Annotated in this window: 18 protein-coding genes and 1 pseudogene; 17 read left to right on the top strand and 2 right to left on the bottom strand. The window is 33.2% G+C overall.

Going from position 1 to position 14286, the window contains the following annotated elements; all coding sequences use genetic code 11:
- Window position 1: 1 nt before the first annotated feature.
- The 17 genes from ACLL8X_RS07595 (at window position 2) to trxB (ending at window position 12081) form a co-directional block, all read left to right on the top strand.
- Complete coding sequence (locus ACLL8X_RS07595; protein WP_411990324.1) at window positions 2-517, top strand: DUF6115 domain-containing protein; 516 nt, start codon at window positions 2-4, stop codon at window positions 515-517.
- Window positions 518-525: 8 nt separating this feature from the next.
- Entirely contained in the window at window positions 526-1488 is a 963-nt protein-coding gene (gene moaA, locus ACLL8X_RS07590) for a GTP 3',8-cyclase MoaA (RefSeq protein ID WP_411990323.1), read from the top strand.
- Window positions 1489-1490: 2 nt separating this feature from the next.
- Complete coding sequence (locus ACLL8X_RS07585) at window positions 1491-2234, top strand: 7-carboxy-7-deazaguanine synthase QueE (RefSeq protein WP_411990322.1); 744 nt, start codon at window positions 1491-1493, stop codon at window positions 2232-2234.
- On the top strand, window positions 2231-2812 hold the full coding sequence (locus ACLL8X_RS07580; protein WP_411990321.1) for a 6-pyruvoyl trahydropterin synthase family protein: 582 nt from the start codon (window positions 2231-2233) through the stop codon (window positions 2810-2812). Before ACLL8X_RS07585 ends, ACLL8X_RS07580 begins: the two co-directional genes overlap by 4 nt.
- Window positions 2812-3237: a c-type cytochrome gene (locus tag ACLL8X_RS07575; protein WP_411990320.1), complete on the top strand. Its 426-nt coding sequence runs from the start codon at window positions 2812-2814 to the stop codon at window positions 3235-3237. Before ACLL8X_RS07580 ends, ACLL8X_RS07575 begins: the two co-directional genes overlap by 1 nt.
- Window positions 3237-3644: a hypothetical protein gene (locus tag ACLL8X_RS07570; protein WP_411990319.1), complete on the top strand. Its 408-nt coding sequence runs from the start codon at window positions 3237-3239 to the stop codon at window positions 3642-3644. The genes ACLL8X_RS07575 and ACLL8X_RS07570 overlap by 1 nt, the downstream gene beginning before the upstream one ends.
- Window position 3645: 1 nt before the next feature.
- A complete protein-coding gene (locus tag ACLL8X_RS07565; RefSeq protein WP_411990318.1) occupies window positions 3646-4302 on the top strand; it encodes a 16S rRNA (uracil(1498)-N(3))-methyltransferase in 657 nt (218 codons plus the stop codon).
- Between the two features lie 79 nt (window positions 4303-4381).
- Window positions 4382-4582, top strand: coding sequence for a 50S ribosomal protein L31 (gene rpmE / locus ACLL8X_RS07560; RefSeq protein WP_002851603.1), 201 nt, complete (start codon window positions 4382-4384; stop codon window positions 4580-4582).
- A 2-nt stretch (window positions 4583-4584) separates the two neighbouring features.
- Window positions 4585-5409 (top strand): 16S rRNA (cytidine(1402)-2'-O)-methyltransferase, encoded by an 825-nt coding sequence (gene rsmI / locus ACLL8X_RS07555; protein WP_411990317.1) that lies wholly within the window; start codon window positions 4585-4587, stop codon window positions 5407-5409.
- A gap of 13 nt (window positions 5410-5422) precedes the next feature.
- Window positions 5423-6106, top strand: coding sequence for a TrmH family RNA methyltransferase (locus ACLL8X_RS07550; RefSeq protein ID WP_411990316.1), 684 nt, complete (start codon window positions 5423-5425; stop codon window positions 6104-6106).
- Window positions 6099-7037 (top strand): helix-turn-helix domain-containing protein, encoded by a 939-nt coding sequence (locus ACLL8X_RS07545; RefSeq protein ID WP_411990315.1) that lies wholly within the window; start codon window positions 6099-6101, stop codon window positions 7035-7037. The genes ACLL8X_RS07550 and ACLL8X_RS07545 overlap by 8 nt, the downstream gene beginning before the upstream one ends.
- Window positions 7031-7837 carry a hypothetical protein gene (locus ACLL8X_RS07540; protein ID WP_411990314.1) on the top strand — a complete coding sequence of 269 codons (807 nt, stop codon included), beginning with the start codon at window positions 7031-7033 and terminating at the stop codon, window positions 7835-7837. Before ACLL8X_RS07545 ends, ACLL8X_RS07540 begins: the two co-directional genes overlap by 7 nt.
- Before the next feature lie 11 nt (window positions 7838-7848).
- Complete coding sequence (locus ACLL8X_RS07535; protein ID WP_411990313.1) at window positions 7849-9051, top strand: LL-diaminopimelate aminotransferase; 1203 nt, start codon at window positions 7849-7851, stop codon at window positions 9049-9051.
- A 3-nt stretch (window positions 9052-9054) separates the two neighbouring features.
- Window positions 9055-10302, top strand: a complete 1248-nt coding sequence (locus tag ACLL8X_RS07530) for a homoserine dehydrogenase (RefSeq protein ID WP_411990312.1) — start codon at window positions 9055-9057, stop codon at window positions 10300-10302.
- Window positions 10302-10640, top strand: a complete 339-nt coding sequence (locus ACLL8X_RS07525) for a YraN family protein (RefSeq protein ID WP_411990311.1) — start codon at window positions 10302-10304, stop codon at window positions 10638-10640. The genes ACLL8X_RS07530 and ACLL8X_RS07525 overlap by 1 nt, the downstream gene beginning before the upstream one ends.
- 57 nt (window positions 10641-10697) lie before the next feature.
- Window positions 10698-11012: a thioredoxin gene (trxA, locus tag ACLL8X_RS07520; protein ID WP_411990310.1), complete on the top strand. Its 315-nt coding sequence runs from the start codon at window positions 10698-10700 to the stop codon at window positions 11010-11012.
- Window positions 11013-11142: 130 nt separating this feature from the next.
- Complete coding sequence (gene trxB, locus ACLL8X_RS07515) at window positions 11143-12081, top strand: thioredoxin-disulfide reductase (protein ID WP_411990309.1); 939 nt, start codon at window positions 11143-11145, stop codon at window positions 12079-12081.
- 120 nt (window positions 12082-12201) lie between these two features.
- Here trxB and ACLL8X_RS07510 read toward each other — a convergent pair whose 3' ends face one another.
- Together ACLL8X_RS07510 and ACLL8X_RS07505 are read right to left on the bottom strand one after the other, a co-directional pair.
- Complete coding sequence (locus tag ACLL8X_RS07510) at window positions 12202-13983, bottom strand: PhoX family protein (protein ID WP_411990308.1); 1782 nt, start codon at window positions 13981-13983, stop codon at window positions 12202-12204.
- A gap of 162 nt (window positions 13984-14145) precedes the next feature.
- Window positions 14146-14286: pseudogene (locus ACLL8X_RS07505) on the bottom strand (methyl-accepting chemotaxis protein); the annotation flags it as partial.

Here is a 14286-nt window from a genome sequence, read left to right as displayed (position 1 = left end):
GATGAGTGATGATGTGCTTTATTTGGTTTTTATAATCGTTCTTTTGCTTGCAATGTTAGCTTATATGAATATCAAAGAAAGAGAAAACAACGCAAAACTAGCAAAACTTCAAGGAGTGATAGAGGATATTACTAAAGAGCTTCATTATTTTCGCAAAGAATTAGGCGTTAAAGATGAAAATGTTGAAGATGAAGACTATAAAATCACTCTTTTAAAAGAAGAGCTTAAAATAGAGCTTGATAAACAAATCAGCTTAAAAATTACTCCTGTGCTAAGGACGCTTAAAACTATGGAGCATATCATAGAAGATTTTCAAAATGAACAGCAAAATCGTCTTTTGAATTTAGAGCAAAAAGCCCAAAGTATGACCAAGCTTATGCCAAATTACGATACAGAAGAGCAAAAAATAGAAAATCTTTTCAAAGAAGGCAAAAGCATAGAACAAATAGCCAAAGATTTACGCATAGGCACAGGGAATGTGGAGCTGGTTTTGAAATTTAAAAAGCTAATCAAATAGGACGAAAAATGCTTATAGACCAATTTGGTAGAAAGATAAATTATCTTAGAATTTCGGTTACGCAAAGGTGTAATTTCCGCTGCCTTTATTGTATGCCAAAAATTCCTTTTGATTATCAGCCTAAGGAAAATTTATTAAGCTTTGAAGAGCTTTTTTTATTTGTCAAAGCAGCCATAGACGAAGGAATTGAAAAAATCCGCATTACGGGCGGAGAGCCCTTATTGCGAAGAGATTTAAGTGTCTTTATAAAAATGATAAGTAGCTATAAAAGCGATATAGACCTTGCCATAACTACCAATGGCTTTTTGCTTAAGGACTTTGCTAAGGAGCTTAAAAACGCAGGACTTAAAAGACTTAATGTTTCACTGGATACTTTAGATAGTAAAAAAGCAAAAATTCTAGCACAAAAAGATGTATTAGCTAGTGTTTTAGCAGGAATTGATGAAGCTTTGAAAGTGGGTTTAAGGGTTAAGCTTAATTGCGTTGCACTCAAAAATTTAAACGAAAATGAGCTTATAACTCTTTTAGAATTTGCAAAATCAAAAAATACTCAAATTCGCTTTATAGAATTTATGGAAAATACTCACGCTTATGGTAAATTGCAGGGCTTGAAAAGAGATGAGCTTATACAGATTTTAAGTCAAAAATACAAAATTGAGCTTATTAAAAAAGATGAAAAAGCCCCTGTGAGCATTTATAGGGCAGATGATTATGAATTTGGCATTATAGACCCACATAGCCATGAATTTTGCGATTCTTGCAACCGTATACGATTAAGTGCTGAAGGTTTGCTTATACCTTGTCTTTATTTTGATGAAGCTTTAAGCATAAAAGAAGCAGTGAAAAAAGGCGATATTAAAGCTGCTGTGGAAATTTTACAAGAAGTTTTAAGAAATAAGCCTGAAAAAAACAAATGGAGCGTTGTGGATAATGAAACTTCAGTGCGTGCTTTTTACCAAACTGGAGGCTGAATTTGGAGCTTGTTGAGAGTTTTTTAAGCCTACAAGGAGAAGGAAAATACAGCGGAAAATTAGCCGTTTTTATGCGTTTTGCCGGTTGTAATTTTAATTGCTGGGGCTTTGGGGTGCGAAGCCTAAAGGGGGATAAAATTCTTACAGGTTGCGATACCCTAAGGGCAGTTTTTACAAAGGATTTTAAGGAAAGTTATGAGAGCTTAGACGCTGAGGGTCTTTTTCAAAGAGTGGTAAAATTAAAACAAAATTTTAATCCCATAGTAGTTATCACAGGTGGAGAACCCTTAATCCATCAAAATAACCCTGAATTTATAGGCTTTATTCAAAGTTTGCTTAAGAATAATTTTGAAATACATTTTGAAAGCAATGGGAGTATAGAAGTGGATTTTGAAAAATATCCTTTTTACAAAGAATGTATTTTTGCTTTAAGTGTCAAGCTTGAAAATAGTGGTGTAAGCAGGGAAAAACGCCTTAATTTCAAGGCTTTAAAAGCATTTAAAAAATATGCAAAAGATAGTTTTTATAAATTTGTTTTAGATTTTAAAACGCTAGATAGTTCATTTTTGGAGATTAAAGAAATCTTAAAAGAAGCTCCCAATGAAATTTTTTGTATGCCTATGGGTGAAAATGAGCAAAATCTTAAAAAAAATGCACGAAAAATTGCTGAATTTTGTATTAAGAATGGTTATAATTATGCAGATAGAATTCACATTCGTCTTTGGAATGATAAAGAGGGTGTATGATTATAAGAAAATTATTTGAATTTGAAAACGCACATATTGTTAGATTTTGTTCGTCTAAGCGTTGTAAAAGTAGTATTCACGGGCATTCTTATAAGGTTGAGGTTTTGCTAGAAAGTGCGTATTTGGATAATGCGGGTATGGTTTATGATTTTGGTCTTTTAAAAACTCATGTGCGTCAAATCATTGATAGTTTTGACCATGCTATCACTCTTTTTGATAAAGATGATAAGGCTTATTTAAGCCAGATGAAACAATATTCCCAGCGTTGGGTTTGCCTACCTGTTAATGTGAGTGCGGAAAATTTTTGTCGTGTATTTTTTGTTCTTATTGATACTTTATTAAAACAAACGAAAATGGTAAATGGCGAACAAGGGGTTCATTTACAAAGTATTATTGTTCATGAAACAAGAACGGGTTATGCACAAGGATTTAAAGAAGATGCTTATAGTCCTAATATGCCAAAAATTGCCCTTGAAGATATAGAATTTTCAGACGCAATTAGGGCTGAATGGAATGATGTGAATTTTTATGAGAAACTTAAATGTGGAGAAATGTTTATGAATCCTAAGGAGCTTTAATGCTAAAAATTAAAATTTTATTTATTTTAAGTGTTTTTTTATCTGTTTTTGTAGCTTGTTCTAATGATGAAAAAAATGTTTCTAAAGCTCAAAATACAGAACAAGAAATGGTTCAAATAGAACAAAATGATGAAAAAACAGAATTGAGCGATTCTAATTTACCCTTGCCCGTTGATGATGAAGCACAAAATTTAAACGAGGAACACGATACCAACCCCAGTGTTATTAGCTCTTTATATAAACAAAAATGCGCCACTTGCCACGGAGAAAAAGGGGAATTAAAACCTAAAAACACCCTAGCCATAAAAAGCCTTGATAAACCAATTTTTATCCAAAAAATCAAAGCACTAAAAGATAAAAATCATAGCTTTTTAAGCGAAGAGCAAATTCAAAATTTAGCTGATTTTATCAATAAAGGAAAATAATGGAGCAAAGTTTTGAATTCTTTTTAGCCTTACATCTTTATAGCCTTTATGCGAGCGGTTTTTTAATGCTTTTTTATCTTATACTTACGCAAGGAAATTTTAAAACTGAATTTATTTTTATCCGTAGAATTCGGCTTTTTTTGCCTATTTATTATTTATTTTTAACTTTGATTATCTTCACGGGTAGTTTATTATTAGCCCTAAAACAATTTCAAATGAATTTAAGCATTTGGATAATGATTTTTTCTTGGATTTTAATTTTTGCTTTAGCTATTTTTCATTTTATTTGTTTTAAAAAAGCAAGAAGATTTAGAAGATATGCAACTTTTAGGTGGCTTAGTTTTGTGATTTTGCCTTTTGAAATTTTTTTATTATTTTTACCTTTTTTAATGGAAAAATTTTTATAAAATGCAATTTTTATACCATCAACAAGCCGCAGATGAGCTTATAGAGCTTGATGGCGAGAGTTTTAATCACCTAAAAGCCAGAAGGGTGAAAGAAAATACAAAAATCAATCTTAGAAATTTAAAAGATGATTTTCTTTATAGTTATCTCATTACAAAATTAGAAAGAAAATCTTGTGTTTTAAAATTACAAGATAAAAAACCACACAAACTAAGGCAAAGCGAACTCAATCTAGCCTTAGCTATCATAGATATTAAAATCCTAGAAAAAACCCTGCCTTTCTTAAACGAGCTTGGGGTCAAAAAACTGCACTTGGTTTTTGCGGATTTTTCGCAAGGAAATTTAAAAATCGATGTTCAAAGATTGGAAAAAATCCTTATTTCTTCCTGTGAGCAATGTGGCAGAAATACCAAAATGGAATTAATCCTTCATCAAAGCACTAAGGAATTTCATCAAAAATTTCCCAATGCAATTTTGGTTGATTTTCAAGGGGAGCAAAAAGATGATTTTAGTGAAGAAAATTTGTATTTTATAGGTGCTGAAGGGGGATTTAGTGAAAATGAAAGATTATTATTTAAGCAAAAAATCTCTTTAAAAAATTCTAACATTCTAAAAAGTCAAACAGCTATCATAGCCATAGCGTCAAAAATTTTGCTTTAATTTTTCTTAAATTAATCTCTTTTTTATGTTAAATAATTTATAATCACGGCTTATTGTTTTAAATTTTTAAGGAAAACTAATGAAAAAAGAAATTCATCCAGAATATGTAGAATGCAAAGTAAGCTGTGCTTGTGGAAATACTTTTACAACAAAGTCAAACAAAGCAGAATTAAGAGTTGATATTTGCTCAAATTGCCATCCTTTTTTTACAGGTAGTGAAAAAATCGTAGATGCCGCAGGTCGTGTAGAGAAATTTAAGAAAAAATACGCAATGCAATAATTATGCTTTATTTTATTCCTACTCCCATAGGAAATTTAAGCGATATTTCTTTTAGAGCCTTAGAACTTTTAAAGACTTGTGAGCTTGTATTTTGCGAAGATACAAGGGTAAGCAAGTCTTTAATCTCCTTATTGAATGCAAAATTTCACGCTGATATACACATTGTTAAATTCATAGCCTTACATTCTCGTAATGAAAAAGAAGTTTTAGCAAGCATTGATTTAGCTATATTCGAAAAAAATGTGGCTTATTTAAGCGATGCGGGAATGCCCGGTATTAGCGACCCCGGAAGGGCTTTAGTAGAATTTGCCCAAAAGCATAAGCTCGCTTATGAAATTCTGCCCGGAGCCAACGCAGCCTTAGTTGCTCTTGTAAGCTCTGCTTTTTGCAAAAAGGAATTTATTTTTATGGGTTTTTTAGCCAATAAAGGCAAGGATAGGCAAAAAGACCTAGAAAAACTTCTTAATCATCCTTACCCCAGTATAGTTTATGAATCCCCAAAGCGTATTTTGTCTTTGATAGAACAAATCGCTATATATGAGCCAGAGCGTCAAATTTTTGCTATGAAAGAAATCAGTAAAAAATTTGAAAATAAATTTAAAGCCAAAGCACAAGAGCTTTTACAAATTCTAAAAACAAGTAATTTAAATGGAGAATGGGTTGTAATTATCGAGGCTAAAGAAAAAGATTTTAGCCACAACACACTTTGTGAGCAAGATATTTTAGAGCTTGATTTAGCCTTGAAAAGCAAGGCAAAATTATTAGCTAAAATGAGTGGAAAAAATCCAAAAGAACTTTATCAAAAACTGCTTTTAAGTCAAAATTAGGTAAAATTTTAAGATGATAGTTTATGGAAAGCAAATATTTTTTTACATTTTAGAACATCATAAAGCTTGTATTAATGAACTTTATTTAGCTAAAGAATGCGATAAGGCTACTTTTTCAAGGATTGCAAAATCGGGTTTTAAGATTAAAAAGCTTGATTTTAAAACCGCCCAAGCTTATGCAAAAGGTGGAAATCATCAGGGTTTTTTACTGGATATTAAAGAATATGAATTTAAGCCCTTACATACTCTTAAGGAAGGCAATTTTGTCGTTGTGCTTTGTGGGCTAAGTGATGTGGGAAATATAGGTGCTATTGCAAGGACAGCTTATGCCTTAGGCGTGAGTGGGCTTATTTTTATAGGAGAAAAACTTGCCATGCAAGGCATTATACGCAGTAGCAGCGGGGCTGTGCTTGATTTAGACTTAGCTCTTTGTTCTGATGCCTTTAGTGTTTTAAACGAACTAAGGCAGGTGGGTTTTAGGCTTTTTGCGAGTGCAAGCGAGGGTAAGGAAATTCATAAACTTAAAATACAGCAGGGCAAGAAGGCTTTGGTTTTGGGTAGTGAGGGTTTTGGTTTGACACCCAAACTCATTAAAAAATGCGATGAGTGCGTTGGCATTGCGATGAAAAATAATTTTGATAGTCTTAATGTCAGTGCCGCTTTTGCAATACTTTGTGATAGGATGATAAATGCTTAATTGGAAAAAAATAGAAGAATTAAATTTAAAAGAAGTTGCGGCAAAAACGCAAATTGAACTTAGTTTTCTTGAAGCTTTAGTAGAAAAAAATTTTGCTGTTTTGAGCCGCTTTAATGTTAAAGGTTTTGTTAAAATTTTAAGCAGAGAATATGAGCTTGATTTTAGCGATTTTAATGAAGAATATGAAGCTTATCTTAATGAAAATAATCCCACTCCACAAGCCAAATCAAAAATGATAACCCCAAAACTAGATGCCTATACTCAAAAATCATCTAATGCTTGGCTTTTTTTGATTGTTCTTATTGTTTTAGTGATTATAGGAAGTGGAATTTATTACTTTGATACGCTTAAAACTTTTTTCAAAGATGAGCAAAATGCTACTAGCGTAACGGTTATAGATATAATAGGACAAGCACAAGAAAATTTAAAATCTTTAGATGGAAATAATGTTGTTGTTATAGACAATAACAAAGCACAAGAAACAAATCAAACAGATAGTGTTTTACCAAATCAAAATATCTCATCACAAGAAAATGATCAAAATATAAGTATAGAAAATGATACAAGTGAAAATAACACAACTCTACTCAATGAAGAAAAAAGTATCCAAGCTCAAGAAGATATAAATACACCAAAAACTGACTCTTTGAAAGAAGCACATTTTAAAACTTCTACTAAAATTTGGATAGGTTTAATAGATTTAAAAAATTTTAAAAAAACAGGGCTTGTTAAAGAAAAAGATTTCAATATTTCCTTGGAAAAAGACCAGTTAATTTTAACAGGAGCGGCAGCTTTAACGCTTTTTGACCAAGAAAATAAAGAGCAAAATTTTCCAGCAGGAAATTCAAAACGCTTTTTGATTAAAGACGGAAAAATCACAAGTATTTCAGCGGCTGAATTTATCAAGCTCAACAAAGGTAAAGAATGGTAAAAAAAATTATTCTTCTTACTCTTTGGGCTAAGCTATCTTTTGCAAGCTCAAGTCTTGAATTAGCTAAAAATTTAGTCAATAATCCTAGTAAAAATTCTCAACTTGAGTTATTGTTTTCAAATAATTCTTACACGGACAGCAATGGAAATTGTGATATTGCAAAAATATCTCAAGTATTAAAAACCAATTCTTTAATTTCCCTAACCTTGCCTAATCCTCAAAGTCTAAGATTAAATTTTAAAGCTAAAGCCGATGAAGTGATGTTCTTTAAAATTTTATCTGATGTTTTAACGGATGCGGGTTATATATATTTTATCCCTACGGATTTGATTTTAAGAGAGGGAAATATTGATTATACTATACAGGTGGAGTCTCAATATATCTTAGACCCCGGAACTCTTTATAGGCTTTTAAAAGAAAATTCTGTTTATATAACTAATATTAAACGCATCGGAGCTTATGATTATGAATACGATTTAAATTTTGCTAATGCTGTATTAAAAACTAATATAAATTTAAGTTTAAATACGACTAAATCCTTAGAAAAGCCTCTTAAAGACTATGTGCTTAATTTAAAAAATGCTACCCATTTAATCATTGATGCGAATGATTTAGACAATTGGTTTCCTAAAATCTTTTTTTTAGATAAAAACCTTAATCTCATTAAGGCTGTAAAAAGTGAAAATAAAAATAATCATTTTTCAGAACTTATTCCAAATGGTGCTATATACGCTATTATAAGTGATATGTATAGTTTAGATAATATACGCAGGGGTTTAAAAATCACTCTAAAAAAATAAAAAGGATAAAAATGTTTGATGAAATCCGCTTTAATACCATAGAAAGACTTCCAAACTATGTTTTCGCAGAAGTAAATGCGATTAAAATGGCAGCAAGGCGTGCTGGAGAGGATATCATCGATTTTTCAATGGGAAATCCTGATGGTAAAACCCCGCAGCATATCATCGATAAGCTTTGTGAAAGTGCTAATAAAGATAAAACTTCAGGATATTCTACTTCTATGGGAATTTATAAGCTTCGTTTAGCGATTTGTAATTGGTATAAAAGAAAATACAATGTCAATTTAGACCCTGAAAGTGAAGTTGTAGCTACTATGGGTTCAAAAGAAGGTTTTGTCAATCTTGCAAGAGCGATTATCAATCCAGCAGATGTTGCCATAGTGCCAACCCCAGCTTATCCTATCCATACTCAAGCTTTTATTATAGCAGGGGGTAATGTAGCAAAAATGCCTTTGGTTTATAATGAAAAATTCGAACTTGATGAGAATCAATTTTTCGAAGATTTGCATAAAACTTTAAACGAAAGCATTCCACGCCCAAAATATGTTGTAGTGAATTTTCCGCATAATCCCACAACGGTAACTTGCGAGAAAAGTTTTTATGAAAGATTGATTAGTGTAGCGAAAAAAGAAAGATTTTATATTATTTCAGATATTGCTTATGCAGATTTGACTTATGATGCTTACAAAACCCCTTCTATTTTGGAGCTTGAAGGTGCAAAAGATGTAGCAGTGGAGACTTACACCCTTTCAAAATCCTACAATATGGCAGGTTGGCGTGTGGGTTTTGTCGTTGGCAATAAACGCTTAGTGAGTGCGCTTAAAAAAATAAAATCTTGGTTTGATTATGGTATGTATACGCCCATACAAGTAGCCGCTACCATAGCCTTAGATGCAGAACAAAGCTGTGTGGATGAAATTCGTGCCACTTATGAAAAAAGAAGAGATATTTTATGCGAAGCTTTTGAAAACGCAGGCTGGGTATTGGCAAAACCTAGAGCGAGTATGTTTGTTTGGGCAAAGCTTCCCCAGAGCAAAAGACAGCTTAAAAGTTTAGAATTTTCAAAGCAGCTTTTACAGCGTGCCGGGGTTGCGGTAAGTCCGGGAGTGGGATTTGGCGAAGCGGGTGATGAATATGTAAGGATTGCTTTGATTGAAAATGAAAACCGCATACGCCAAGCCGCGCGCAATATCAAAAAATATTTAAAAGAATAAATGATGAAAATAGCAATTCTTGGTTATGGTGTGGTTGGAAGTGCGGTTGCTAAATTTCTTTTAGAAAATGATAAGCTTATTCGTGCAAGGTGTGGTCAAAGTATCACACCTATAATAGCTCTTGCTAGAAGTCCTAAAAAAAATGCTTTAATTCCTATTACTCATAGTGTGGATGAAATTTTAAACGCTGATGTGGATGTTTTTGTAGAATTAATGGGTGGAGTAGATGAAGCTTTTAAAATAGTGAGTGAAATTTTAAAAAAGAAAAAGGCTGTCGTTACTGCAAATAAAGCTATGCTTGCTTATCATCGCTATGAGCTTGAAAATTTAGCCAAAAATTTAGCCTTTGGTTATGAAGCAAGCGTGGGTGGAGGCATTCCTATTATCAAGGTTTTGAAAGAAGGTTTGAGTGCTAATAATATTTTAGCTATAAAGGGCATTTTAAACGGCACGAGCAATTATATTTTAAGCTCTATGAGTGAAAAAAATATGAGTTTTAAACAGGCTTTACAAAGAGCTCAAAATTTAGGTTATGCCGAAGCTGACCCTAGCTTTGATATTGGGGGACAAGATGCGGCGCATAAGCTTCTTATTTTATCAAGCCTAGCTTATAATCTCAAAGCAAAGCCTGAGGATATTTTAATAGAAGGCATTAGTAACCTTGAGCCTGAAGATATGTATTTTGCCGATGAATTTGAGCTTACTATCAAGCTTTTGGGTATCGCTAAGGTGCGTGAAAATAAGGTGGAGTTAAGAGTGCATCCTACTATGATAGATAAAGAACAAATGCTTGCAAAAGTAAGCGGGGTGATGAATGCTATCAGTATTAAAGGGGATTTATTAGGAGAAAGTTTGTATTATGGTGCTGGAGCAGGGGGCGAGGCGACAGCGAGTGCTGTGATTTCAAATCTCATGGATATAGCTAAAAATCAATCCCATTCGCCTATGCTAGGCTTTGTCGATACTTTAGAATATAAACTTTTAGCTAGGGAAGAAATTTATACAAAATATTATTTAAGAATGAAGGTTGAAGATAAGATAGGGGTTTTATCTAAAATCACACAATTGATGAGTGAAAATAATATTTCCATCGATAGTTTTTTACAAAAACCTAAAAGGCAAGATGAAAATTACAGCACCTTATTTTTTACCACGCATTTAACTTATGAAAAGAGCATACAAACTTTGCTTGAAATTCTAAATAAGCAAGATTTTATAAAAACCAAACCCTTTATGATGCGTATAGAATAATGGGTTTAAAATCTTATCTTGATGGAATTTTAGGCGAAAATAAGGCTTGTGTTTTTTTAAAAAAGCAGGGTTTTGAAATTGTAAAAAGAAATTTCCATTCTAAATTTGGAGAGCTTGATATAATAGCTAAAAAAGATGGAATTTTACATTTTATAGAAGTGAAATTTACTCAAAATGATTACGAAGTTTCCGAGCGTCTAGATAGAAAAAAACTTGAAAAAATTTTAAAAACCATAGAATTTTATCATCTTAAAAATGGAATGTCTTGTGATTTTCAAATCGATGTGATTTGTATTCAAAATGATATGATACAATTTTTCGAAAATATCAGTTTTTAAGCTGATATTTAAAAAAATAAAATACAATTACAGACACACTAAAAAATAAGGAAAAATATGGGAAAATATATCGATTTAACAAGCGATAATTTTGCACAAGCAAAAGAAGGTGTTGCTTTGGTTGATTTTTGGGCTCCGTGGTGCGGACCTTGTAGAATGCTTGCTCCAGTGATTGATGAGTTGGCTAATGATTTTGATGGCAAAGCAAAAATTTGTAAGGTCAATACAGATGAGCAAGGCGATTTAGCAGCTCAGTTTGGCGTTCGCTCCATTCCTACAATTGTTTTTTTCAAAAATGGTCAAGTGGTGGATCAACTCGTTGGTGCTCAATCTAAACAAGCAATTAGTGATAAGCTAAACTCTTTGCTTTAAATTTTAAGGCTAGAGTTATCTAGCCTTCTCCTTAAAAATTTCAAATTTATACTAAATAATAATTTTTATTAACTACTATTAAGAATATTTTTTATATTATTAATAATAAAATTCAAAATAAAGGAAAACAATGTTAGATGTAGCAATCATAGGTGGAGGTCCTGCAGGGCTTAGTGCTGGACTTTACGCAACTAGAGGTGGCCTTAAGAATGTGGTAATGTTTGAAAAGGGAATGCCCGGTGGTCAAATCACTTCAAGTTCTGAAATAGAAAATTATCCGGGCGTGGCACAGGTTATGGATGGAATTTCTTTTATGGAACCTTGGTCTGAGCAATGTATGCGTTTTGGTTTAAAACACGAAATGGTAGGAGTGGAGCAAATTTCAAAAAACAACGATGGAAGTTTTAGCATTAAATTAGAAGGTGGCAAGACAGAATCAGCTAAAGCCGTGATAGTTTGCACGGGTTCAGCTCCAAAAAGAGCAGGTTTTAAGGGCGAGAATGAATTTTTTGGCAAAGGGGTTAGCACTTGTGCAACTTGCGATGGATTTTTTTACAAAAATAAAGAAGTAGCTGTTTTAGGCGGGGGCGATACAGCCCTAGAAGAAGCCTTATACCTAGCTAATATTTGTTCTAAGGTTTATCTTATCCACCGCAGAGATGAATTTAGAGCGGCTCCATCGACAACAGAAAAAGTAAAGAAAAATGAAAAAATAGAACTTATCACAAGTGCTAGTGTTGATGAAGTATATGGCGATAATATGGGTGTTACAGGGGTAAAGGTTAAACTAAAAGATGGAAGCATTAGGGATTTGGCTGTGCCAGCAATTTTTACCTTCGTTGGATTGAATGTAAGAAATGAAATTCTAAAACAAGACGATGGCAAGTTTTTGTGCGATATGGAAGAAGGGGGACAAGTCAGCGTTAATCTCAAAATGCAAACAAGCCTTGCAGGGCTTTTTGCCGCAGGAGACCTTAGAAAAGACGCTCCAAAACAAGTCATTTGTGCTGCAGGAGATGGAGCTGTGGCTGCACTGAGTGCTATGGCTTATATAGAAAGTTTGCATTAGGCTTTTTTGTTAAAAGCCCAAATTTGTCAAAGGGCTTTTAAAGGGCATTCCCTAAAAACTATTTTTGATAAAGATTTAAGATAAGCCAATTTGCTTATCTTAAAAAAATCAAAGAGCATTTTAGCTTCCTATCACGCCACCATCAAGCTTTCTTATCATCATCACGCTTGACCTAGGCGTTTTTCCGTTTGGGAAAGTGCTGCCTTTTAGTCCTTCTCCGGGATGTTGTATGCCTACAAACATAGCAGTGTAGTCTTCGTTAAAGGCAATGCCTGTTAATTCACAAGCAATAGGTCCTGTTAAAAAGCGTTTAATCTCGCCTGTTTTCGGATTAGCTGCTAGCATACAATTATTTCCCATACCTTCGTATTCGTCTTTATTAGAATAAGAGCCATCCGTTTGTATCCAAAGCCTTCCATCTTTATCAAAAGCCAAGCCATCAGGGGAATTAAATTTATTTTCACTAGTGATATTGTTTGAGCCTTTATTCAAGCCTTGCTGATTATCGGGATTTCCTGCAAGAAGAAAAATTTCCCAAGTAAAATCATCTTCTTTATGGGAATTTTTTGGCATCCATTTTAGAATTTGTCCATAGACATTCTTAGTTCTTGGATTTGCGGCATTGGCTTCTTTGCGGTTTTTATTGTTTGTTAGCGTAGCAAAAATTTCCCTAGAACCACTTTGTTTATGGCTTGCTATCCACTCACATCTATCCATAGGGGTTGCGCCCACTATACTTGCAGCAAGGCGGACATTGATTAAAACATCGGCTTGAGAGTTAAAACCATTTTTTTCATTTAAGCCGTTTTTGCCATATTCTAAGGCTAGCCACTTACCCTGACCCTTAAAATCCCCGACTTTGCCATTAAACTGCCCCACATATAAAGTGCCTTCATCTAAAATTTTACTTGTGTCCGAGCCTTTTTTATACTTGTGTTTGCTGACAAATTTATAGATAAATTCATCTATCTCATCATCGCCCATATAAACAATCACAGAACCATCATTCTCAACGATAATCTCCGCATTTTCGTGCTTAAAACGCCCCAAAGCCGTTCTTTTAATAGGGGTGCTTTTAGCATCAAAAGGATTAATCTCCACTATCCAGCCAAAACGATTTGCCTCGTCAATATTTTTAGCCAAATCAAATCTTTCATCAAATTTTTCCCAACCATAAGCACTGCTTTTACTAAAACCATAGCGTTTAAGCTTGTCGTTAAATTCTAAATTCGCATCCGAACTTCCAAAAAAATCATCAAAATTTTCTTCACAGGTAATATAAGTCCCCCAAGGCGTTTGTCCATTAGCGCAATTTGCAAAGGTCCCATAGACGAATTTTCCATTTTTCAAAACTTCTTTTTTAGCTGCCCCGCTTACTTCCATTTTGGTATTGGCATCGATTCTGCGGTTGTATTTAGAATCCAAAACCACAGCCCAATCATTGCCCTTTTTTTCGATTTCAAACACACTCACACCCACGCTAGCTTGCTCGTATAAAATGTCTTCTTTGCTTAAATTTTTACCCTGATGATTAAACATAATTTCAGGATTAACATACTCATTATTCACAGCTAAAATTCCCCTATCCTTTGAAAGTGGGAAAAAACTCATACCATCATCATTATCCCCAAAAACCAAATGTGCGTTTTTCACTGCATTTGCATCGATAATTTTATTTTCATCATAAGCCCTTGCTTGACTAAAAAGGGGATCGCCCCAAGAGATTAATACCTTAGCCTCATAACCCTCAGGCACTATAACCTTATCTTCAGTGCTAGCACTTACAGCCTTAAAGCCGAGTAAATTTTTGTTTTCAAGCACGGCAGCACTTAAATTTAAACCCCCAAAAAAGGCTACCATAGAACCAAGAGCTGAACCCTTTAAAAACAATCTTCTTTCCATTTGTTTTACTCCCTATTAAAATTTAATAGAAGTATAAAAATATTTGGAAACTTTTTAGAAACTTTGCAAAAAATTTAAAAGAGGAATTTAAAACGGAAGTTAAAATGGCAATTTGAAAATAGTAAGAAAATTTATATCTAGCCTTAGCTAGATATAAAGCAGTTAAAATCTTTTCTTTTTAATGTCTTCCAATATATTACTTGCTATATCACTAACTGTATTAGAAATAACAGCACTCTCATTAGCAATTTCAACATTATCCTTAGTGGTTTGGTCTATTTGAGCTACACTTTCATTGATTTG

This window comes from Campylobacter parajejuni (assembly GCF_046764905.1).
In the GTDB taxonomy this organism is placed as follows: Bacteria; Campylobacterota; Campylobacteria; order Campylobacterales; family Campylobacteraceae; genus Campylobacter_D.
Note: the sequence above shows the minus strand (reverse complement) of the source record. Positions and strands in the feature narration are given on the sequence as shown.